Origin of the sequence: Mycobacterium sp. OAS707, assembly GCF_014873705.1 — a bacterium.
In the GTDB taxonomy this organism is placed as follows: Bacteria; Actinomycetota; Actinomycetes; order Mycobacteriales; family Mycobacteriaceae; genus Mycobacterium.
On sequence record NZ_JADBDS010000003.1, the window covers coordinates 429954 to 449723 of the forward strand.

At 65.3% G+C, this 19770-nt stretch carries 20 protein-coding genes; 7 read left to right on the forward strand and 13 right to left on the reverse strand.

Features of this window, described 5'->3' with window-relative positions; genetic code table 11:
• The first annotated feature begins 6 nt into the window (after window positions 1–6).
• From araB to araA, 3 genes are read left to right on the forward strand one after another with little or no spacing between them, the layout of a single operon-like run.
• Window positions 7–1674: a ribulokinase gene (araB, locus tag GGC64_RS20225; RefSeq protein ID WP_192724323.1), complete on the forward strand. Its 1668-nt coding sequence runs from the start codon at window positions 7–9 to the stop codon at window positions 1672–1674.
• Window positions 1671–2375 carry an L-ribulose-5-phosphate 4-epimerase gene (locus GGC64_RS20230; protein WP_192724324.1) on the forward strand — a complete coding sequence of 235 codons (705 nt, stop codon included), beginning with the start codon at window positions 1671–1673 and terminating at the stop codon, window positions 2373–2375. Before araB ends, GGC64_RS20230 begins: the two co-directional genes overlap by 4 nt.
• A gap of 11 nt (window positions 2376–2386) precedes the next feature.
• Window positions 2387–3883 (forward strand): L-arabinose isomerase, encoded by a 1497-nt coding sequence (gene araA, locus GGC64_RS20235; RefSeq protein ID WP_192725201.1) that lies wholly within the window; start codon window positions 2387–2389, stop codon window positions 3881–3883.
• A gap of 244 nt (window positions 3884–4127) precedes the next feature.
• On the opposite strand, the gene GGC64_RS20240 is transcribed toward araA, so the two are convergent.
• Entirely contained in the window at window positions 4128–5114 is a 987-nt protein-coding gene (locus GGC64_RS20240; RefSeq protein WP_192724325.1) for an MOSC domain-containing protein, read from the reverse strand.
• Between the two features lie 22 nt (window positions 5115–5136).
• Complete coding sequence (locus GGC64_RS20245; protein ID WP_192724326.1) at window positions 5137–5664, reverse strand: gamma carbonic anhydrase family protein; 528 nt, start codon at window positions 5662–5664, stop codon at window positions 5137–5139.
• Window positions 5665–5763: 99 nt separating this feature from the next.
• Between GGC64_RS20245 and GGC64_RS20250 the strand changes: the two genes are divergently transcribed.
• The 3 genes from GGC64_RS20250 (at window position 5764) to GGC64_RS20260 (ending at window position 7997) form a co-directional block, all read left to right on the forward strand.
• Window positions 5764–6912 carry a Rieske 2Fe-2S domain-containing protein gene (locus GGC64_RS20250; RefSeq protein ID WP_192724327.1) on the forward strand — a complete coding sequence of 383 codons (1149 nt, stop codon included), beginning with the start codon at window positions 5764–5766 and terminating at the stop codon, window positions 6910–6912.
• Between the two features lies 1 nt (window position 6913).
• Window positions 6914–7378 (forward strand): hypothetical protein, encoded by a 465-nt coding sequence (locus tag GGC64_RS20255; RefSeq protein WP_192724328.1) that lies wholly within the window; start codon window positions 6914–6916, stop codon window positions 7376–7378.
• Window positions 7379–7487: 109 nt separating this feature from the next.
• Window positions 7488–7997, forward strand: a complete 510-nt coding sequence (locus GGC64_RS20260) for a sensor domain-containing protein (RefSeq protein WP_225952111.1) — start codon at window positions 7488–7490, stop codon at window positions 7995–7997.
• A 153-nt stretch (window positions 7998–8150) separates the two neighbouring features.
• Here GGC64_RS20260 and GGC64_RS20265 read toward each other — a convergent pair whose 3' ends face one another.
• From GGC64_RS20265 to GGC64_RS20275, 3 genes are read right to left on the reverse strand one after another with little or no spacing between them, the layout of a single operon-like run.
• A complete protein-coding gene (locus GGC64_RS20265; RefSeq protein WP_192724330.1) occupies window positions 8151–9296 on the reverse strand; it encodes a sulfotransferase in 1146 nt (381 codons plus the stop codon).
• Complete coding sequence (locus GGC64_RS20270) at window positions 9293–10075, reverse strand: SDR family oxidoreductase (RefSeq protein ID WP_192724331.1); 783 nt, start codon at window positions 10073–10075, stop codon at window positions 9293–9295. Before GGC64_RS20270 ends, GGC64_RS20265 begins: the two co-directional genes overlap by 4 nt.
• 3 nt (window positions 10076–10078) lie before the next feature.
• Window positions 10079–11206, reverse strand: coding sequence for a hypothetical protein (locus GGC64_RS20275; protein WP_192724332.1), 1128 nt, complete (start codon window positions 11204–11206; stop codon window positions 10079–10081).
• Window positions 11207–11292: 86 nt separating this feature from the next.
• Between GGC64_RS20275 and GGC64_RS20280 the strand changes: the two genes are divergently transcribed.
• Complete coding sequence (locus GGC64_RS20280) at window positions 11293–12198, forward strand: IclR family transcriptional regulator (RefSeq protein WP_370582209.1); 906 nt, start codon at window positions 11293–11295, stop codon at window positions 12196–12198.
• On the opposite strand, the gene GGC64_RS20285 is transcribed toward GGC64_RS20280, so the two are convergent.
• The 8 genes from GGC64_RS20285 to GGC64_RS20320 all read right to left on the reverse strand — a co-directional run bounded on the left by GGC64_RS20285 (window position 12195) and on the right by GGC64_RS20320 (window position 19748).
• Window positions 12195–14282 carry a RecQ family ATP-dependent DNA helicase gene (locus GGC64_RS20285; RefSeq protein ID WP_192725202.1) on the reverse strand — a complete coding sequence of 696 codons (2088 nt, stop codon included), beginning with the start codon at window positions 14280–14282 and terminating at the stop codon, window positions 12195–12197. The two genes, GGC64_RS20280 and GGC64_RS20285, sit on opposite strands and share 4 nt — an antisense overlap.
• Window positions 14283–14334: 52 nt before the next feature.
• Window positions 14335–15045: a TIGR03943 family protein gene (locus GGC64_RS20290; RefSeq protein WP_192724334.1), complete on the reverse strand. Its 711-nt coding sequence runs from the start codon at window positions 15043–15045 to the stop codon at window positions 14335–14337.
• Entirely contained in the window at window positions 15042–15983 is a 942-nt protein-coding gene (locus GGC64_RS20295) for a permease (RefSeq protein ID WP_225952257.1), read from the reverse strand. The genes GGC64_RS20290 and GGC64_RS20295 overlap by 4 nt, the downstream gene beginning before the upstream one ends.
• 71 nt (window positions 15984–16054) lie before the next feature.
• Window positions 16055–16438, reverse strand: a complete 384-nt coding sequence (locus GGC64_RS20300) for a hemophore-related protein (protein ID WP_225952113.1) — start codon at window positions 16436–16438, stop codon at window positions 16055–16057.
• A gap of 87 nt (window positions 16439–16525) precedes the next feature.
• Window positions 16526–16915 (reverse strand): heme-binding protein, encoded by a 390-nt coding sequence (locus GGC64_RS20305; protein WP_192724337.1) that lies wholly within the window; start codon window positions 16913–16915, stop codon window positions 16526–16528.
• A 58-nt stretch (window positions 16916–16973) separates the two neighbouring features.
• Window positions 16974–18026 carry a 4-hydroxy-2-oxovalerate aldolase gene (gene dmpG / locus GGC64_RS20310; RefSeq protein ID WP_192724338.1) on the reverse strand — a complete coding sequence of 351 codons (1053 nt, stop codon included), beginning with the start codon at window positions 18024–18026 and terminating at the stop codon, window positions 16974–16976.
• Window positions 18023–18940: an acetaldehyde dehydrogenase (acetylating) gene (locus GGC64_RS20315; protein ID WP_192724339.1), complete on the reverse strand. Its 918-nt coding sequence runs from the start codon at window positions 18938–18940 to the stop codon at window positions 18023–18025. The genes dmpG and GGC64_RS20315 overlap by 4 nt, the downstream gene beginning before the upstream one ends.
• Before the next feature lie 22 nt (window positions 18941–18962).
• Window positions 18963–19748, reverse strand: a complete 786-nt coding sequence (locus GGC64_RS20320) for a 2-keto-4-pentenoate hydratase (RefSeq protein WP_192724340.1) — start codon at window positions 19746–19748, stop codon at window positions 18963–18965.
• Window positions 19749–19770: the final 22 nt, after the last annotated feature.

Genomic DNA, 19770 nt, shown 5'->3' on the forward strand with positions numbered 1-19770 from the left:
AACGACATGCAACGCCAGAAGTACACGATCGGAGTCGATTTCGGCACGCTGTCGGGCCGCGCCGTCGTGGTCCGCGTCGACGATGGCGAGGAAGTGGCCAGCGCGGTGCACGACTACGAACACGGTGTGCTCACCCGCTCGCTACCGGCCGGGGACGTGCGCCTGCCCGCCGAATGGGCTCTGCAGGTCCCCGAGGACTATCGGCGGGTGCTCAAAAGGGCTGTCCCGGAAGCGATCCGCCGGTCCGGTATCAATCCGGATGACGTGATTGGAATCGGCACGGATTTCACGGCCTGCACCATGATCCCGGTCCAGGCCGACGGTAGGCCGCTGTGCGAGACGGCAGCGTTCGCGGAGCGCCCGCACGCCTATGCCAAACTGTGGAAACATCACTCTGCGCAACCGCAGGCAGACCGGATCAACGCATTGGCCGCTGACCGAAAAGAGCCATGGCTCAAGCGCTACGGCGGCTTGATCTCGAGCGAATGGGAGTTCGCCAAGGCCCTGCAAATCCTTGAGGAGGACCCGGAGGTCTACCACGCAATCGACCGGTGGGTCGAGGCCGCCGATTGGATCGTGTGGCAGCTGTGCGGAACTTATGTGCGCAACGCGTGCAGTGCCGGCTACAAGGGCATCCTCCAGGACGGTCACTACCCCACCCCGGACTTCCTTGCGGCGCTTGCTCCCGACTTCGCCGATTTCGTCGACACCAAACTGCGCCATCCGATCGGCGCGCTCGGAGACGCGGCAGGAACCTTGACCGAGACCGCCGCGGCTTGGACGGGCTTGCCTGCCGGTGTTCCGGTTGCTGTCGGAAATGTCGACGCACACGTAACGGCCGCAGCGGCCGACTGCCTTGAACCCGGCCAGATGCTGGCGATCATGGGCACGTCTACCTGCCACGTGATGAATTCCAATGTCCTGCGCGAAGTCCCAGGCATGTGCGGCGTCGTCGACGGCGGCATCGTCACCGGCTATTGGGGCTATGAAGCAGGCCAGTCAGGAGTCGGTGACATCTTCGGCTGGTTCGTCGACAATTGCGTCCCCGCCGCAGCACACGAGAAGGCGCTGGCGCGCAACATCACGGTGCACGAGCTGCTCACCGAGGCCGCCGCCGGCCAGGCCGTCGGCGAGCATGGCCTGATCGCACTCGATTGGCACAGCGGCAATCGGTCGGTGCTCGTCGACCACCAGCTGTCGGGTGCAATCGTCGGGCAGACCCTTGCCACCACGTCCGTCGACATGTATCGCGCCTTGTTGGAGGCGACGGCCTACGGCACCCGGATGATCGTCGAGACGTTCATCAACAGCGGTGTGCCCGTGACCGAACTCGTGGTGGCAGGCGGCCTGCTCAAGAACCGCCTGCTGATGCAGATCTACGCCGACGTCTTGGGATTGCCTCTGTCGACAGTGAATTCGGCCCAAGCTCCGGCGCTGGGCTCGGCCATTCACGCCGCCGCGGCGGCGGGCGCGTACCAGGATGTGGCCGCCGCCGCCAAGCAGATGGGCGGACGCGTCCGCAATGCGTACGTCCCGAATCCCGACAACGTTGCGCGCTACGACGCGCTGTATGCGGAGTACGTGAAGCTGCACGACTGGTTCGGGCGCGGCAACGCAATGATGCGCACGCTTCGCGAGATATCGGCAACCGCACGAGCTGGAGCAACCGAGTGACCGTCACATCTGAAATCAATTCCGTTGTCGCACAACTGCGGCGAGAGGTCTGCGAGCTACACGCGCAGTTGACGAAGTATCAGCTCGTCATCTGGACGGCGGGCAACGTATCAGCCCGCGTGCCGGGCCATGACCTGATGGTGATCAAACCGTCGGGCGTGGACTACGACGCGCTGACACCCGACGACATCGTGGTATGCGACCTGCACGGAAACCTTGTCGACGGCCGTCTCGCCCCCTCGTCGGACACAGCCGCGCATGCCTATGTCTACCGCCACATGCCCGAGGTCGGCGGAGTGGTGCACACCCACTCGACATACGCCACCGCGTGGGCGGCCAGGGGCGAACCCATTCCGTGTGTGCTGACGATGATCGCCGACGAGTTCGGCGGTGACATCCCCATCGGCCCCTTCGCCCTGATCGGTGACGACTCGATCGGCCGCGGCATCGTCGAGGCGTTGCGCGGCAGCCGATCTCCTGCGGTGCTCATGCGCAACCACGGACCGTTCACCGTGGGACCCGACGCCCGCTCGGCGGTCAAGGCCGCTGTGATGGTCGAGGACGTCGCGCGCACCGTGCACATCGGTCAACAGCTCGGATCGGTCGACCGCATCGACGATCGCCACGTCACCGCGCTCTTCGACCGCTACCAGAACGTCTACGGCCAGCCGGAGGTTCCACAGGAAGGCTCAGCAACGTGATCGACTCCCGAATGCTCGATGGCGAAGTATGGTTCGTCACCGGCAGCCAATCGATGTATGGCCAGGAGACCCTCGACCAAGTGGCGAGCCAGTCACGCCAACTGGCCGAAAAGCTCGACGGCTGCACCGAGATTCCCGTCAAGATCGTTTGGCAGCCAACGGTCGTCACCTCCGACAGCATCGCGTCGGTGATCCGACAAGCCAACGACAGCGCCCAATGCGTCGGGGTGATCGCGTGGATGCACACCTTCTCCCCGGCGAAGATGTGGATCCGTGGACTGAAGACGCTCCAAAAGCCACTGCTGCACCTGCACACGCAGTTCGGAGTCGAACTGCCTTGGGACAGCATCGACATGGACTTCATGAACCTCAACCAGGCCGCCCACGGCGACCGCGAGTTCGGCTACATCCAGTCACGGCTGTCGACCTCACGCAAGACCATCGCAGGCCACGTCAACGACCAGCGCACCCGCTCTCGGATCGGGGCGTGGACACGGGCTGCGCTGGCCGCCGCCGAACTCGCGACCTTGCGGGTGGCACGATTCGGCGACAACATGCGAAACGTCGCCGTCACCGAGGGCGACAAGGTCGAAGCCGAAGCGCACTTCGGGGCGTCGATCAACACCTATCCGGTCAACGAGCTCGTCGACATGGTCGAACGTGTCCCGGCGTCCGAGGTGGACAAGCTGGTCCGCGAGTACGAGCACGCCTATCGGCTGGCGCCAGAGCTGCGGCCCGGCGGTGATCGCCACACCTCGCTTCGGCATGGTGCGCAGATCGAAGCCGGCCTGCGAAAGTTTCTGGAGACAGGCGGTTTTCACGCCTTCACCACGAACTTCGAGGACCTGGGTGGGCTGCGCCAGTTGCCTGGCCTCGCCGTGCAGCGCCTGATGGCCGACGGTTACGGCTTCGGCGCCGAGGGTGACTGGAAAACGGCGGTGATGTTGCGGGCGGTCAAGGTGATGGCTGAGGGCCTGCCAGGGGGTACGTCATTCATGGAGGACTACACCTACGACCTGACACCCGGCGACGAACGCGTACTGGGTGCCCACATGCTGGAGGTCTGCCCGTCGATCGCGGGCGACGTGCCGTCGCTGGAGGTGCATCCACTGTCCATCGGCGGCCGCGAGGATCCCGTCCGGCTGCGGTTCACCGCGGCCCCCGCCGACGCGGTAATCCTCGGAATCAGCGATATCGGATCGCGATTCCGGCTGGTGGCCAACGAGGTTCGGGTCGTCGAGCCGACGGCCCCGTTGCCGAACCTTCCGGTGGCGTGCGCGGTCTGGGAGCCACGCCCAAGCTGGTCGGTCGCCGCGGAAACCTGGCTGATGGCGGGTGCGCCGCACCACACGGTGCTCACCACCGCCGTCGGCACGGAGCTGCTCGAGGATTTCGCCGCGATGACCGATACCGAGTTGCTGGTGATCGACGGCGACACCACCGTCCGCGGATTCACCCGGGAGCTCAGATGGAACGATGTGTACCACCACGCGGCAGCCGGTCTGTGACTACAAGCGGTTCGCGCAAGCGGCAATTGGATCGCTTCGACCGCGACCTGCTTACGTTCGTGCTCAGCTGGGCGCCCTACGGCGGACCACCCGACAGCGAGTGCTTCGTCGAGTTCGGGATGAACGCCGAGCGCGTGCGTAAGCGGTGCATGGACGTCGTTTCGACCACTCGCGCAATGGATTGTGCCGACGACGAGCGTGAGCTACTGCTGCGCACCTGCCGGCTGCTGCTGGGATGCCAGAGTCAACGCGACAGACGGTCCATCGCCTCGTTGACCAAGCCGAAAGTGACCCGCTTGGTACGTCGCGCGGCGTTGAGGACCGCTTTGCGGCCCGCTGAAACGGGTTGGAGCGCAACGTCGTCCCCGACGCGAACGCTGCCGCCGCTGTGGACCCAGCAGTAGACGCCCAGGCACCGGTCCGCTCGAGTCGCCACGGCCTTGGTGATGCGGCGGTCGACCTCGATACCTGGCTGCGCGCGGCTGGGCATCACGCAGCGAATCGTCGGCATCGCAACGTTGAGGCCGACGTCGCCGACCGTGAGGCGGGACCCGGTCCAGTGCGACTCCGGTAACTCTCCTGATGGATTGTCCAGCGCCAGTAGCACATTGGGGCGGAAGCGGCGCACATCGAGATCGCTGCCGACCTCCGCGCCGATGGTTGCCAGGCTGGTCTTGGTCAGCACATGAATCGGAGCAAGGTCGACGAACATGCCGGGCGGAGTCGAGTAGCGGGTGAAGTTGACCATGTCTGACACCCGGACCATCGACAGATCGGGCAACTTCTCGTCGTCCGAGAGACCGAACGCGGCGCGCAGCCACCCGGCCGACATGGTTTCGGCGCGCTCTGTTCGACTCAGCTTGTGCAAGCTGGTGTCCTCGGCAGGCGGCAGTGCGGTCAGCTCGACTTCACGCCCAGTCAGTTCGGAGAGCTTGGCATGCACCCCGCCGTCGCTACTGGACATCACCGTCCCGTCGGGGAACGTGATCTCCACCTCGGGAACGTTGCCGGGGCCTGCGTCGGGCGGGACCGCGGCGGGGTAACGAGCGGTTGCGGTCAGCAGCACCGGCAGCTGCCTCGCCGACGCGGTGACGTCCTTCCCGACGTCGCGGACCGCCCACAAGCGGTCGCCAAGCACCCCCCTGGCGCTCACGTCGGCCTGATCAATCTGCGTGCCGCCCAGCGACTTGACGGGGTACCGCCATAGTTCGGCGACCTGGCCGATGGTCATAGCGCCACGGTACGGCGCACCGCTACGTAACGGGCTGCATTCCGGTCAGGTAGCGGCGGGCCAGATCCTGATAGGCACCGGGGTTTGTGTTCACCCACATCTCCGCCCCCGTGCCCGCGATCGGACCCCGCACTTTCGCGGGCGAGCCGGTCACCAGCACCTCGTCGGGGATCTTGGTGCCGCCGACCACCAGTGAATGGGCGGCGATGAGGCTACGAGCGCCGATGACGGCACCGTCGAGCACCGTGCAGTGGTTGGCGAGCACGGCCTGAGAGCCGATGTGCACCCCGTGCACCACACAACCGTGCGCGACCGTCGCACCCGGTCCGACGTCGACGGGGATGCCCGGCGGGGCGTGCAGCACGCAGTTGTCCTGCACGTTGGCCCCCTCGCGGACGATGATCGGGGCGAAGTCTGCGCGGATGACCGCGTTGAACCACACCGACGCTCCCGCCTCGACGTGGACGTCGCCGACGAGCGTGGCGGTGGGGGCGATGAATGCGCCTGCATCGATCGTCGGTGAACGACCCTCAAATGAGTACAACGGCATCGTCTAGATATACCGCAGGTAAAACCCGTTTAGATTGCGCCCCGGGGGGCAAAAACTGTAACGTGTTCTAGTTAGAGAGCACAGATTGGGAGGCCCCAGGTGACCACCGAAACCGCAGCCATTCGCGAGATCGACGCCGGAGCGCTGCCGGACAGGTACGCGCGAGGCTGGCACTGCCTTGGCCCGGTGCAGACCTACCTGGACGGCAAGCCACACGGCATCGAGATTTTCGGCACGATGCTGGTGGTCTTCGCCGACTCCAATGGCGACGTCAAGGTGCTTGACGGCTACTGCAGGCACATGGGCGGCAACCTCGCTCAGGGCACGATCAAGGGCGACGAGGTCGCCTGCCCCTTCCACGACTGGCGCTGGGGCGGCGACGGCAAATGCAAGCTGGTGCCCTACGCCAAGCGCACGCCGCGACTGGCCCGCACCCGGTCGTGGACCACCGACGTCCGCGGCGGCCTGCTGTTCGTCTGGCATGACCACGAAGGCAACCCCCCGCAACCAGAAGTTCGAATCCCCGAGATCCCCGAGGCGGCCAGCGACGAGTGGACCGACTGGAAGTGGAACTCGATCCTGATCGAGGGGTCGAACTGCCGAGACATCATCGACAACGTCACCGACATGGCGCACTTCTTCTACATCCATTTCGGTCTGCCGACCTATTTCAAGAACGTGTTCGAAGGTCACATCGCATCGCAGTACCTGCACAACGTCGGGCGTCCCGATATCAACGACATGGGCACCACTTACGGTGAGGCACATCTGGATTCGGAGGCGTCCTACTTCGGCCCGTCGTTCATGATCAACTGGCTGCACAACAGCTACGGCGGCTTCAAGGCCGAGTCGATCCTGATCAACTGCCACTACCCGGTCACCCAGAACTCGTTCATGCTGCAGTGGGGCGTGATCGTCGAAAAGCCCAAGGGGCTCGACGAGCAGACGACCGAGAAGCTGGCCACGGTGTTCACCGAAGGGGTGAGCAAGGGCTTCGTGCAGGACGTCGAGATCTGGAAGCACAAGACCCGCATCGACAATCCGCTGCTGGTCGAGGAGGACGGCGCGGTCTATCAGATGCGCCGCTGGTATCAGCAGTTCTATGTGAACGCCGCCGACGTGACGCCCGACATGACCGACCGCTTCGAGATCGAGATCGACACCACTGCGGCCAACGAGAAGTGGAATGTCGAGGTCGAGGAGAACCTCAAGCAGCAGGCTGCCGAGAAGGAAAAGACCGGCTCCTGAGATGACGCCGCGCGATCAAGCCCCAGACGTCGACCAGCTCGCCCGGTCGATGCTGAGGCTCTATGGCGCACACGACGACCACGACGAGCATGGCGGTGATCCGGAAGTTCGTGCTCGAAGTTTTTCCGGGGCACCGGACTTCGCATCTGACCCCGCCCGCGCCGCCGCGGTCCGGGAGGCAAGCCTGCGTGACCGCGAGCGGTACCTGACGTCGGGGTTGGTGTCTGTCGACTGCCGGTTCTGTCATGTCGCAGTGCAGGTGAAGAAGCTCGGGCCGGGGCATACTTCCGTGCAGTGGAACACGGAGGCTTCCCGGCGTTGTGCGTACTTCAGTGAGATCCGGCAGTCCGGCGGTGATTCCGCGCGCGCCAAGGCGTGTCCGAAGCTCGCCGACAGCATCAAACACGCGGTCGCCGAAGGGTGCCTGGAGGAAATCTCCAGTGCGCCTTCGCCGGGCGACGGCTAGCGCTGCGCTGCTCCTCGTTCTCGCGGGCTGTACGCGTGGCGCCGAAAAGCCACGACCTCGACCACAGCAACCGGTAGCCCCCATCACCGCACTTCAGGTCGGCGACCTGTTGAGCGACAAGGTCCAAGACAGGGACGGCAACCTGTTCATCACCGTTGAGCCGAAACAATGCAGCGGCATGGCGCTCGAGGTGGATCCACCGCTGATCTTCGATCTCGATCCAGCGGCCACCGACGGCGGGCACTGGGTGACCGAGGACGGCCGCAATGTCGTCATCGACGAGGCCGCAGGCGTCTATCCCGCCGATTTCGATGCCGAGCATGCACTCGCGGAAACCAAGCGCACCATCGACTCCTGCCGATCCGTTCCGTTCACCGTCACCGACATGCGGGGCCGCGAATACCATTTCCGGCTACTGCCGCAAGTGGATTCCGGCTCGCCCGACATCGTGCTCTACTCGTTTGCGGCTCCCGACTGGGCGTGCGACAACGCGTTCACCGCCGCGCACAACGCTGCGGTCCGTATTTCCACGTGCGCCACGGTCAATGGCTACGACGTGCTGTCGCTGGCTCGAGACGCGCTGAAACGGATTGAGACGCTGGCCAATACGACTGCGTGACCGCACCTAGTCGAGTGGCGGCCGCGAGATTGCACTTACTGCGCCGGCGTCTCGAAGTCTTTCGCAATAACTGCAATCTGGAAAGCGCGCACCGGCCGGCGCCACGTCACGCCCCCGTCGCCACCATGTGGACCGCGGGCGTCGGCGCGACTGTCACAGGCCCTTGAACCGTTCCTCCACCTCTTCGTCGGTCAGGCCGTAGTCGGCCAGCGAGTAGGTGTGCTTCGGCGCGCGCGGGCCCTTCTTGCTCTCGGCATGGGTATGCTCCACGGCGGCGCGGGCCTCCTCGGTGAAGTCGATGCCGAAGTGCCGGTAGATCCTCTCGACCTCGCGCACCGGATCGGCGATGAAGTCGAAGTAGTCCATGTCGTAGAACTGGGCCGAATCATGTTTTACGCGTTCGGCGTTGAACCGCTCCAGCCCGCGCGACCAGGTGTCCAGGGTGTCCTGGCCGAGGGTGGCGCCGACAAAGGTATTCGACCAGCCTTCTGTCGTGTGCTGAGCGAGGGAACACGTCGACGCCATGATGGTCGCGGGCGGCCGGTGGCACTGAATGACGAGCGCGTCGGGATACGTCGCGAACAACGCGTCAAGCGCGAAGAGGTGGCTCGGGTTCTTCAACACCCATCGCTTTTCGGTGTCGTTGAGCCCGATGAGTTGCAGATTCTTGCGGTGCCGCTGATAGGGCTTGGTCCAGTCCTGCTTCGCAAGCCAGTGCGCATATGTCGGGATGTGCGCCATCGTCTCGTACGACACCGAATGCAGCGACTGGCGCAGCAGCTGCCAGCACTCCTCCACCTCGTCGGCGGTCATATAGTGCAAGCCTGTGTAATCCGGGTTCTCATCGTGCGCCTGCTTGAACCGGGCGTCCAGGTCGACGAAAACCGGGTTGTCGGACCATGTTTCGCGCGGTGGCCGCGGCTGGGGGAACTCGGCGAGCCACAGTTCCAGGCCCTGATGCCTCGGATCGGCGCAAAGCAATCGGTGCAGTGCGGTCGTGCCGGTACGGGTCAGGCCGGTGACAAAGATCGGACGTTCGATCGTCACGTCGGCATGCTGCGGATACTGCTTCCACGCCGCCTCACTCAACAGCCGCGCCACGAGCGCGTTGCGCAGGAAGAACCGCGACATCTTGCTGCCCAGTTCGGTGAGATTTGCCTCGCGCGCGTACGACTCGAGCAAGATCGCCAGCGCTTCGCGATAGTTGTCGTCGTCGGCGCCGAAATCGTCGAGCCCGCACGCCTTCGTCGCCGAGGCGTGCAAATCCTCGACGGTCCCGACATCGGTACGTGGTGTCACGCCTTGAACTCCCCGCAGTTGACGTCCAAGGTCTGCCCGGTGATGCCGCTCGACAGGTCGCTGGCCATGAACAAGATGGCCGACGCGACCTCGTCTTCGGTGGGCAGTCGCTTCAGGTCACTGTTGACCGCGGCCGCCTTGTAGATCTCATCGACGGTGGTGCCGTACTTGCCGGCTTGATGCTCGAAGTAACCCTGCAGGGTGCCGCCCCAGATATAGCCGGGCAGCACCGAATTCACCCGAACGCCCTGGGGGCCAAGCTCGCTGGCCAGCGACTGCGACATGGCAAGCAATGCCGATTTGGCCATCTTGTAGGCGCCCTGCTTCGGATCGGAGTGGCGGACCACCATCGAGTTCACGTTGACGATGGAGCCCTTCGCCTCGGTCAGTGCGGGGGTGAAGCCCTGGATCAGCCGCAGTGCGCCGAGCACGGTGAGTTCCATGGTGTCGCGGATGTGGTCGAAGGTGGTGTTCGCGAACGGCTTCATGGACGGCACCTTGAAGGCGTTGTTGATCAGCACGTCGACCTTGCCGTACGCCTTGAGCGTCTCTTCGACGAGGTTGTTCACCTGCGCCTCATCGGTGATGTCGGTGCCGACCGACACCGCGCGCCTGCCCAGATCGGTGATCTGCTTGGCCACATCGTCGAGGCGCTCGACTGTCCGCGCCGCCAACACCAGGTCCGCGCCCGCCTCGGCGCAGCGCCGCGCGAGCGTAGTGCCGAGGGCGGGGCCCACACCACTGATGACGACAACCTTGTTGTCCAGCAAGCCGGCCATCTGCTACCCCACCATCCTGTGTCCAATTTGCTCCTGGCGCTGGGCAATTCGCGCGCGCCAGTCTTCCTCGGAGATCTTGTTCTGCTCGTAGTACGGCAACGCGGCGGCGACCTTGTCGAAGTCGACCAACTCCGCGGTCGGCCCATCCGCCTCGGTGAGCTCACGCGATACCCGCTGCCACCGGAACTGCAGATAGCCCTTGGCGTGGCCCAGGGTTTCCACCCAGTTCGTGACGCCCGGGTTGCGGTCGCCGACCACAATCCGGATCTTGCCGTCCGGATCAGCTTGCGCCTGAGTGCCGTTCAGCGACGTCTGGTGGTTGATGTAGTCCAGCGAGATGTACCACAGGCTGCCCAACTGGAAGCCCAGATACGGCGCGTCGCTCACCGGCAGGGTGATCACCAGCGCCTGATCCGGTGTCAGGTCGAATTGCCCGACGGACGAGTACTGCGTGGCCAGGCCGCCCGGGGTGAGCCGCGGCGCCACCAGGGTATTCACTCCAATGTTCGTATAGAACCACTGCGGAAACTGCAGCCAGGTCTTGACCCGCTGCACCAACTGCTTACCTGCTGTCGCGTAACGCTTTTCGATGAGCTCGCGGGTCAGCGGCGGCGGCGCTGTGCCGGCCGTGTCCAGTCGTTTGATGGCGAAGGACCCGCGCTGCGCCGACCAGTCGTTGTAGACCTCCCTGATCACCAACTGCGAAGGGGTCTCCGGGCGGAACCGCCATTCGAAGCTGCCGTCGGCCGCGATGTCGAGCTTGCGATCGTCGAACGCGGTCTCACTGTCCGGCACCACCTCGTCGGTGTATTCACCGCCGAGTAGTTGGAAGCTCACGTCGGTGGTGGTGCCGCGCTTGCCGGTCACGACGTAGTCGTGCCCTGGCAGCACACGGGTCCCGAAATACATCGTGTCGGGATTGTCCAGGCCCATCTTCGTGAACGGTCCGGTGCCGCTGTGCAGGAACGGATGGTCGCGCTCGTAGTCGAACGCGACATGCGTACAGGCCGCGATGCAGCCCGCCAAATACTGCAGGCCCTCCAGTAGATCGGCTTCGGATTCGATGTGCGGGGCCGCCGCGACTAGTTTCTCGGCCTCGGCGATCGCGTCTGTGAATGGCTGCGAGTACACGCCCTTGAAACTAGAACGCGTTCTACTGATAGTCAACATATCGACCGCTCTGTTCCATATATGGACCGACGGTGTACGCTGCTCGCGTGTCCGCCCCCGACTCCGCAGGCCGCGCCTCGCCGCCTACCGAGCGCGTGGTCCGCATCCTGGACTATCTCGCAGGCCGACCGGAAAGCCGCTTCGGCCTGTCCGATCTGGCGCGGCGGGTGGGGCTGAGCAAGCCCACCTGCCTCGGCATCGTCACGTCGCTGACCGACGCCGGCTACCTGGTCCGCGATGCCGCCGACAAGACCTACCGGCTGGGGCCTTCGCTGATCACGCTTGGGCACAAGGCGCAGGAGTCGATGCGGGTCAGCCCCGCGGCCCGCGACGAGTTGCGCAGGCTGTCGGCGCGCTTCGAGGTCACGGCGGCCCTCTCGGGGGTGATCGAAGATCGGATCACGCTGCTGGACTTGGTGGCCCCCGCAGGCGCCCACCCCGGCGTAGAGGTCGGCCAGAGTTACCCGTTCGCCCCGCCCGTCGGGTTGATGTTCGTGCTGTGGGACGACGAGGCCGAGCGCAACTGGCTGGCCAAGGAGCCGACAATCCCGCTGCGCACCAACACCGAACGGCTCAACCGGGTGATCGCCGCCTGCCGCGCCGACGGCTACCTGGTCGAGCGCCTGACGCCGGGCGGCCGTCGGCTGTATTCGTTGATGGCGGGTATGTCGAGCAATCTGCCCGACGAATTACGCGCGCTGCTCGGCGAATTGGTGTCCGACATCGGTGAGCGGGTGTACCTGCGCGACGAGAGCGCGGGCGGTCGTACCCGTCACGACGTCAGCGTCATCTCCGCACCTGTCTACGACCACTATCAGCGCCAGGTCATGGTCGCGTCCATGCACATCGGAAAGGCGTTGACCGACAACGAGATCGCCGACCGGGCCCGGGCGGTTGTGGCGACGGCCGACGCCGTCACCAAACAACTCGGTGGCGTGAAACCAGGACGCTAGCTGACACTGGCCAATGCGAAAGGCAGTACTTCCTGCGCGCCGGCACGACGCAGCACCCTGGCGGCCATGGTCAGCGTCCATCCGGTATCGGCGACATCGTCGACCAACAACACCGGGCCGTCCAGCCCATTGATGATCGACGGGTCGGGCTCGCACCACGAATTGTTCAGCGCGGCAACGCGGTAGGCGGAGTTGGCCGCCGTCACAGGTCGACGGCCGGGGGCGTATTGCAGGGTGCCCAGGTTGATCAGCCGGCCGAGTCGGGAAAGCCCATCCACGACGGAGCCGATCAACATGGGATGGGCAACCGAATCCAGACCCATGACAGCGCTCGGCCGGGTCTCCCACGGCCACGCGGCCAGCACCGCGACCGCGGCCCGAATCACCTCGTCGGGAACGGGACCGTCCGGTTCATCAAGCAACCGCTTCAGCCGTGCACCCCAGCCGAGATCGGTCAGCCGCCCGATCGTTCGGCCAACCGCAGGCCCGTCGTCGATCCGGCCGCTCAGTTCGACGCCCAGCTTGTTCATGCCCGACGGCCATTGCTTGCGGGGCGTCAGTTCGATCCCCGGTCGGCGGAGTTGGTCGCGGGCGGCATCGGTCGCGGTCGAATCCACCTCAGCGCTGTAGCGTGGGCCCCCGCAGTTGTCACAACGTCCGCACCGGGCGCCTTCGGTCAACTCCGGATCGTCCAATTGTCCACGCAGGAAAGCCATTCGGCACCCCGACGTGTCCTGATAGTCCAGCATCGCCTGCTGTTCGCGGCGTCGGGCTTCGTCGAGCTTGCGGTACCGCGGTTCGTCGTACGTCCATGGTTGGCCGGTACTGACCCAGCCGCCCTTCACCCGCCGCACCGCACCGTCCACATCGAGCACCTTGAGCACCATCTCCAGGCGTGACCGACCAAGGTCTACGAGGGGTTCCAGGGCCGGCGTCGACTGCGGGCGATCGGGTTCGAGCGCGTCGATCACGCTGCGCACCATGGGTTCTGACGGAAACGCCACCGAAGCGAAGTAACGCCAGATGTCCTGGTCCTCGTGACCGGGCAGCAGGATGACCTCTGCGCTGGCGGTGGCCCGGCCGGCACGGCCGACCTGCTGGTAGTACGCGATGGGCGAGGAGGGGGCCCCGAGGTGGATGACGAAACCGAGGTCGGGTTTGTCGAATCCCATGCCGAGCGCCGAGGTGGCAACCAGCGCCTTGACGCGGTTGTCGAGTAGGTCGGCTTCGAGTTGCTCGCGTTCGGCGGGGTCGGTCGCGCCGGTATACGCGGCGACCTTGTGGCCGCAGTCCCTCAACAAGGTGGCGATGTCATGGGCATTGGCGACCGTGAGGGTATAGATGATGCCGCTGCCGTCGATCGAATCCAATTGCGCGGCAATCCAAGCCGCTCGTTGCGCAGGGGTGGTCAGCTTCACCACGGAAAGCCGCAACGACTCACGGTCCAGGCCGCCCCGGAGCACCAGGGTGTCTCTGCCACCGACCCCGAGTTGAGCGGCAACGTCGTCGACCACCCGATCGTTGGCGGTGGCTGTAGTGGCCAAAACCGGTATGTCCGTTCCCAACTCGGCGATCAGTGTGCGGATGCGCCGGTAATCCGGCCGGAAGTCATGGCCCCAGTCGGACACGCAGTGCGCCTCGTCGACCACCACCAGCCCCGCATCGGCCGCCAGCGACGGCAACACATTGTCGCGGAAGTCGGGATTGTTCAGCCGTTCCGGGCTCACCAGCAGCACGTCGAGTTCACCGTCGGCGACCCTGGAATGGATGGCATCCCATTCTGTGACGTTGCCCGAATTGATCGTGGCCGCACGGACGCCTGCGCGCTCGGCGGCCGCGACCTGGTTACGCATCAGCGCCAGCAGTGGGGACACGATCACCGTCGCCCCGCGGCCGCTCTCGCGCAGCAGCTTGGCGGCGATGAAATACACCGCAGACTTACCCCAGCCGGTCCGTTGCACCACCAGCGCCTGCCGTCGCTGCACCACAAGGGCTTCGATCGCCGTCCACTGGTCGTCACGCAGGTTGGCCGCGGATCCAGCGAGCTGTTCGAGGATCGCCTGGGCCCGGTCTCGGGTGATGATCGGCGAGCTGGTGGCGGTCATCAGACCATCGTGCCTTGCCGCTCCGACAGGGTTAGTAGGCGTACGTGTTCGCGGGTTTGTCGATGCGCGTGACGCGTGACACCGAGAACGTCGGGACGAAATTGGTCGATGCCGTCGACGTTCCCGGGACCACGGTGCCCTCCACCTGCAACCAGGTGTCTTCGGGGTAACCGGCCGCCTCGGCCGCCGCGGCGCCGGACAGATGGATTCGGGCCAGTTGCGCATCGGCGGCGCAGCAGACGATGACGACGCGACCCAGATCGGTGCCATCGGGATACTTGACCGTGAATCCAGCCAGGGTGATGAGCCTGCGGTCCAGGCTGTTGGTGGAATCGGCGGCCGCCCGCATGACCGCGTCGGGAATCGACACCGCTGGCGCCCGTCCGGCAGGCAGCGGCGGGAACGCCCGCTTCGGCGGTGCAGTCGCCGCGACGGCCTCGGGAGCGGCCCCCTGTGCGCCCAGCGGGGGCGGTACCACGAATGTCGTCAGCGCGATCGGCAGCAACAACAGCCACACGAGCCACGGCCGATGCCCGTGCTCGTCGGCGTCGGAGCCGTCCGGGGCGTCGCGCAGGTCGCGAACGATCGATGCCACCGCGAGCACAACCAAGACGACCCCTGCGGCGATCAACCACGGCAACAGCGACGGCTTCACGAAGTGCAAGTAGGTGCCCTTGATCGCCATCAGCAGGGCACTCAGACCGACGAGCAGGACCAGAGTGTTCTGCGTACCCCGGCTCATCGGAGAACCACCAGGCCGACGCTGGTTGCGACCACAGTGGCGACGACGAATGTCGCGGGACCGAAGCGAATAGCGAAGGGACGCCCGAACATTCCGGCCTGCATCGCCGACAGCTTGACGTCGATGGCAGGGCCGACGACGAGAAAGACCAGCCGAGGCAGCAACGGCAGCATTGTCAGGCTGGCGGCGACGAAGGCATCGGCCTCCGAACACAATGCCAACACGACGGCCAACACCGCCATGGTCAGAACCCCGAGGACCAGATGGCCGGCGAGGTGCTGAAATACCCAGGGCGGCAAGGCAACTCGCAACAATGCCGCGGCGGCCGCTCCGAGCACCAGATAGGAGGCTCCCTGTAGGAAATCGTGGCGTGCCGCCTCGGTGAACACCGTCCAGCGAGACGCCTCGGTGGCGTGCGGCGTCGGCAGCCGCCGGGTCACCCATTCGGCGCGGCCAAACCGTTGCCAGAGCAATCCCATCGCGACCGCGGTGAGCAACGACGCGGCGCAGCGAGCGAGCACCATCGCAGGCTGGCCGGGAAAGGCAACCGCGGTGGCCACCAGCACAACGGGATTGATGGCGGGCGCCGACAACATGAATGTCAGCGCGGCCGCTCCGGACACCCCGTCACCGAACAGTCGTCGAGCCACCGGCACCGAGCCGCATTCGCAGCCCGGCAGCGCCGCGCCGCCCACTCCGGCGACCGCAACGGCCGCCGCCGGCCGACGGGGCAGCCAGCGCGCCAGGCGATCGGCCGAGACGAACGCGGCGATCAGCCCGCTGATCACCACACCGAGCACCAGGAACGGCAAGGCCTGAACGAACACGCCGCAGAACACGGTGGCGGCCACGCTCACGTCGGCATGACCGGCCACGAAAGCACTCATCGCGCCGGCCGCTAAGGCCAGCGCGATGAGCGAGGCGAGCAAGACTTCCATCGACCCGATGCGCCTGCGGCGCTGAATGGAGGCGGCGACGATCACCGGCCCATCTTGCCCGTCTCAGCTGATTACAGCGTCTGCAGAATCTCCGAGATCGGTGTCGGCGTCACAGTCACGCCGCACTGCGCCAACAGGTCGTCGGCGGGCTGGTTGATCGCTTGCAACTCGTTGGCGATCTGCGGATTGCTCGCGAAGTACGCCTGGTAGGCCGCCTCGGCCTGATCGGAGGGCTGCTTCGCGATATCAGTCAGCTCCTGGTTGGTCTGCGGATGGGCAGCCAGGTAGGCCGCGGTGCTCGCTGAGACCGAGCTTGCGGTGGTTGCGATTCCACTTTGGGTACAGCCGTCAGGCGTGGCGTTGGCGACCGGCATCACGATGGCCGCCGAACCCAGGGCCAACACGCCGCCGGCGAACATGCCGTACAGGCCGCGTCGCACGGTCGTTGCGGACATATACATCGAATCACTCCTTGTGGTCTGCGACGAAAGTCGCAACCAAAGGCCTAACCGGTTACCCGGGAGCGCTAAACAAGCCGCAGGTCAAACCTCGGCGAGGACCGTCAGCGCGTCGGTCGGCGACACCTCCATGCCACAGCGGTTCTTGTAGTCGGCCAAGGGCTGCTGAATGGCACGCAGCTCATCGGCTTCCTGGGGGTGATCGTTGAAGTAGCCGTCGAACTGCCCGACCGCGACAAATGCCGGTTGCCTGGTGATATCGATCAGCGCCTGGTTCGCGTCGGGATGGGCCGCGAAGTAGTCCGATAGCGACGCGGTGACCGAACTGACCGTTTTGGCCAGCGTGCTGGCGTTGCAATCGCTGGGCGGGGCGGGCGCAGGAGCGGGGTCAGGGTCGGCGCCGGCTACCGGCACAGTCAGGGCCGCGCAGGCCAGGGCGCCGAAAGCGGCAAACGCAACGTTGCGAAATTTCACGGGCGAGCTCCTAGGGTCGACGAATTCCACTCTGCTTGTCGCCGGCCGCAGCGAACCGTTACTTCGCGGCGGCCGCGTCCTGTTCCCGCTTGATCTCGAGTGCGATGTCGATGAGCTGGTCTTCCTGACCGCCGATCAGCTTGCGCTGACCCGCCCGGTGCAGCAGTTGATGGGCGGGCACACCGTAACGCTCGGACTGACGGATGGCGTGCTTGAGGAAGCTCGAGTACACGCCGGAGTAGCCCATGATCAGGGCGTTGCGGTCGAGCAGGCACTCCTGGGGCATCGCGGGTGCGACGACCTCTTCGGCGGCATCCGCGATGTCGAAGAAGTCGATGCCGGTCTTCACGCCGATCTTGTCGAACACACCGATCAAAGCTTCGACCGGCGCGTTGCCCGCTCCGGCACCGAACCGGCGGCAGGAGCCGTCGATCTGCTTGGCGCCCGCCCGCACGGCCTCAACGCTGTTGGCCACACCAAGGCCGAGGTTCTCGTGGCCGTGAAAACCGACCTGTACATCGGGCCCCAGTTCGGCAACCAGGGCAGCGACGCGATCACGCACGCCTTCGAGCACCAGCGCCCCGGCCGAGTCGACGACATAGACGCACTGGCAGCCGGCGTCGGCCATGATCCGGGCCTGGGCGGCAAGCTTTTCCGGCGGGATCGTGTGGCTCATCATCAGGAACCCCACCGTCTCCAGGCCGAGCTCGCGGGCCAAGCCGAAGTGCTGAATGGAAACGTCGGCCTCGGTGCAGTGGGTGGCGATGCGGCAGATCGAGCCGCCGTTGTTCTGCGCTTCTTTGATGTCCTCCTTGGTGCCGACCCCGGGCAACATCAGGAACGCGATCTTGGCTTCTTTGGCTGTCTCGGCGGCCAGCTTGATCAGTTCCTGCTCAGGGGTTTTCGAGAAGCCGTAGTTGAAGCTCGACCCCCCGAGCCCGTCGCCGTGGGTGACCTCGATGACCGGCACACCTGCTTCGTCGAGCGCCGAAACAATCGCGTGCACTTCGTCTTTCGTGAACTGGTGTCGCTTGTGGTGTGAGCCGTCGCGAAGCGACGTATCGGTGATGCGGATGTCCCACACCGGGTTGAAGAAGATGTCGGTGCTCATGCCTGTGCACCTCCCGCCAAAGAGAGTGATTCCTTTGCGATTTCCTCGCCGACCTTCGTGGCCGCCGCGGTCATGATGTCCAGGTTTCCCGCGTACGGTGGCAAGTAGTCTCCTGCGCCCTCGACCTCGATGAACGTCGTGACCAGATGGTTGCCGCCGTTGACTACCGACGGCTCGTCGAACTGCGGCTCGTTCAGCAGCCGATATCCGGGCACATAGGTCTGCACCTCGGCGACGACATCCTTGATCGACTGGGTGATCGCGTCGTGGTCGGCGTCTTCGGGGATGGCGCAGAAGATGGTGTCGCGCATGATCATTGGCGGCTCGGCCGGGTTCAGGATGATGATCGCCTTGCCGCGCTTGGCGCCACCGATGTTCTGCACGCCCGCACTGGTGGTCTTGGTGAACTCGTCGATGTTGGCCCGCGTTCCCGGTCCGGCCGACGCCGACGACACCGACGCGACGATCTCGCCGTAGGGCACGTCGACGACGCGACTGACCGCGTAGACGATCGGGATGGTGGCCTGCCCACCGCAGGTCACCATGTTGACGTTCGGCGCGTCCAAATGCTCGCGCAGGTTCGCCGGCGGAATCACGCCAGGCCCGACGGCGGCAGGGGTCAGGTCGACAGCGCGGATGCCGGCCTCGGCGTACTTCGGCGCCGCGTCACGGTGCACGTAGGCGCTTGTCGCCTCGAACACCAGATCCGGCTTGTCGCTTTGAGCGAGCAGCCAGTCCACACCTTCGTGCGACGTCTCCAACCCGAGCTTGCGCGCGCGGGCCAGCCCTTCGGACTGCGGGTCGATGCCGATCATCCAGCGCGGCTCGAGCCACTCCGAGCGCAACAACTTGTACAGCAGGTCGGTGCTGATGTTGCCCGAACCGACAATCGCCACCGAGGCTTTGGAAGGCATATGCAATTCCTTGCTATTGGAGCTACTCGAAACTCAGTCGTACAGAACCTAACCCGGCGAAGTCCGCAACGAAATTGCTGCCCGGCGGTGCATCTATCGCACGCGTGCACGAGCCGGGCAACACGATGTCTCCGGCCTTCAGGCGGACGCCAAAACTCTCGACCTTGCGCGCCAACCACGCCACCGCGGTCACCGGATTTCCCAGCACCGCATCGCTGCGGCCCTTGGCGACCACCTCACCGTTGTTGGTGAGCACCGCGTCGATGTTGCGGATGTCGATGTCCTTCGGCGACACCCGCGCCTCACCGAGCACCCACCCGGCCGACGACGCGTTGTCGGCGATGGTGTCGCACAGCTTGATCTTCCAGTCGGTGATGCGGGTGTCGATCAACTCGATCGAGGGCGCGAATGCCGCCGTCGCCGCCAGCACGTCGTCCTCGGTGCAGCCCGCGCCGGGCAAGTCGTCGGCGAGCACGAAACCGACCTCGACCTCGACGCGCGGATACAGATACTTCGCCGACTTCACCGGCCGGTCTTCAAACACAGCCATCTCGTCGAGCAGGTGCCCGTAATCCGGTTCGTCCACGTTCATCATCTTCTGCATGGCCTCGGACGACAGGCCAACCTTGTGTCCCACTACGCGGGCACCCTCTGCGACCCGCTGCCGGATGTTGATCAGCTGAATCTCATAGGCGTCGACCACGTCCATGTCGGGGTTTCGGTCGGTCAACGGCGAAATCGGGACGCGGCTGCGCTCGGCCTCGGCCAGGTCGGCCGCCAGCTGTTCACGCACCTCGGCACTGAGCATGTCCGCGAATTCCCCTCGTCTC

Coding starts and splice junctions, on each gene's coding strand:
- araB (WP_192724323.1), top strand. CDS start 7: ATGCAACGCCAGAAGTACACGATCGGAGTCGATTTCGGCACGCTGTCG.
- araA (WP_192725201.1), top strand. CDS start 2,387: ATGCTCGATGGCGAAGTATGGTTCGTCACCGGCAGCCAATCGATGTAT.
- GGC64_RS20240 (WP_192724325.1), bottom strand. CDS start 5,114: ATGACCATCGGCCAGGTCGCCGAACTATGGCGGTACCCCGTCAAGTCG.
- GGC64_RS20245 (WP_192724326.1), bottom strand. CDS start 5,664: ATGCCGTTGTACTCATTTGAGGGTCGTTCACCGACGATCGATGCAGGC.
- GGC64_RS20255 (WP_192724328.1), top strand. CDS start 6,914: ATGACGCCGCGCGATCAAGCCCCAGACGTCGACCAGCTCGCCCGGTCG.
- GGC64_RS20270 (WP_192724331.1), bottom strand. CDS start 10,075: ATGGCCGGCTTGCTGGACAACAAGGTTGTCGTCATCAGTGGTGTGGGC.
- GGC64_RS20290 (WP_192724334.1), bottom strand. CDS start 15,045: ATGAGCCGGGGTACGCAGAACACTCTGGTCCTGCTCGTCGGTCTGAGT.
- GGC64_RS20295 (WP_225952257.1), bottom strand. CDS start 15,983: ATGGAAGTCTTGCTCGCCTCGCTCATCGCGCTGGCCTTAGCGGCCGGC.
- GGC64_RS20300 (WP_225952113.1), bottom strand. CDS start 16,438: ATGTCCGCAACGACCGTGCGACGCGGCCTGTACGGCATGTTCGCCGGC.
- dmpG (WP_192724338.1), bottom strand. CDS start 18,026: ATGAGCACCGACATCTTCTTCAACCCGGTGTGGGACATCCGCATCACC.
- GGC64_RS20315 (WP_192724339.1), bottom strand. CDS start 18,940: ATGCCTTCCAAAGCCTCGGTGGCGATTGTCGGTTCGGGCAACATCAGC.
- GGC64_RS20320 (WP_192724340.1), bottom strand. CDS start 19,748: ATGCTCAGTGCCGAGGTGCGTGAACAGCTGGCGGCCGACCTGGCCGAG.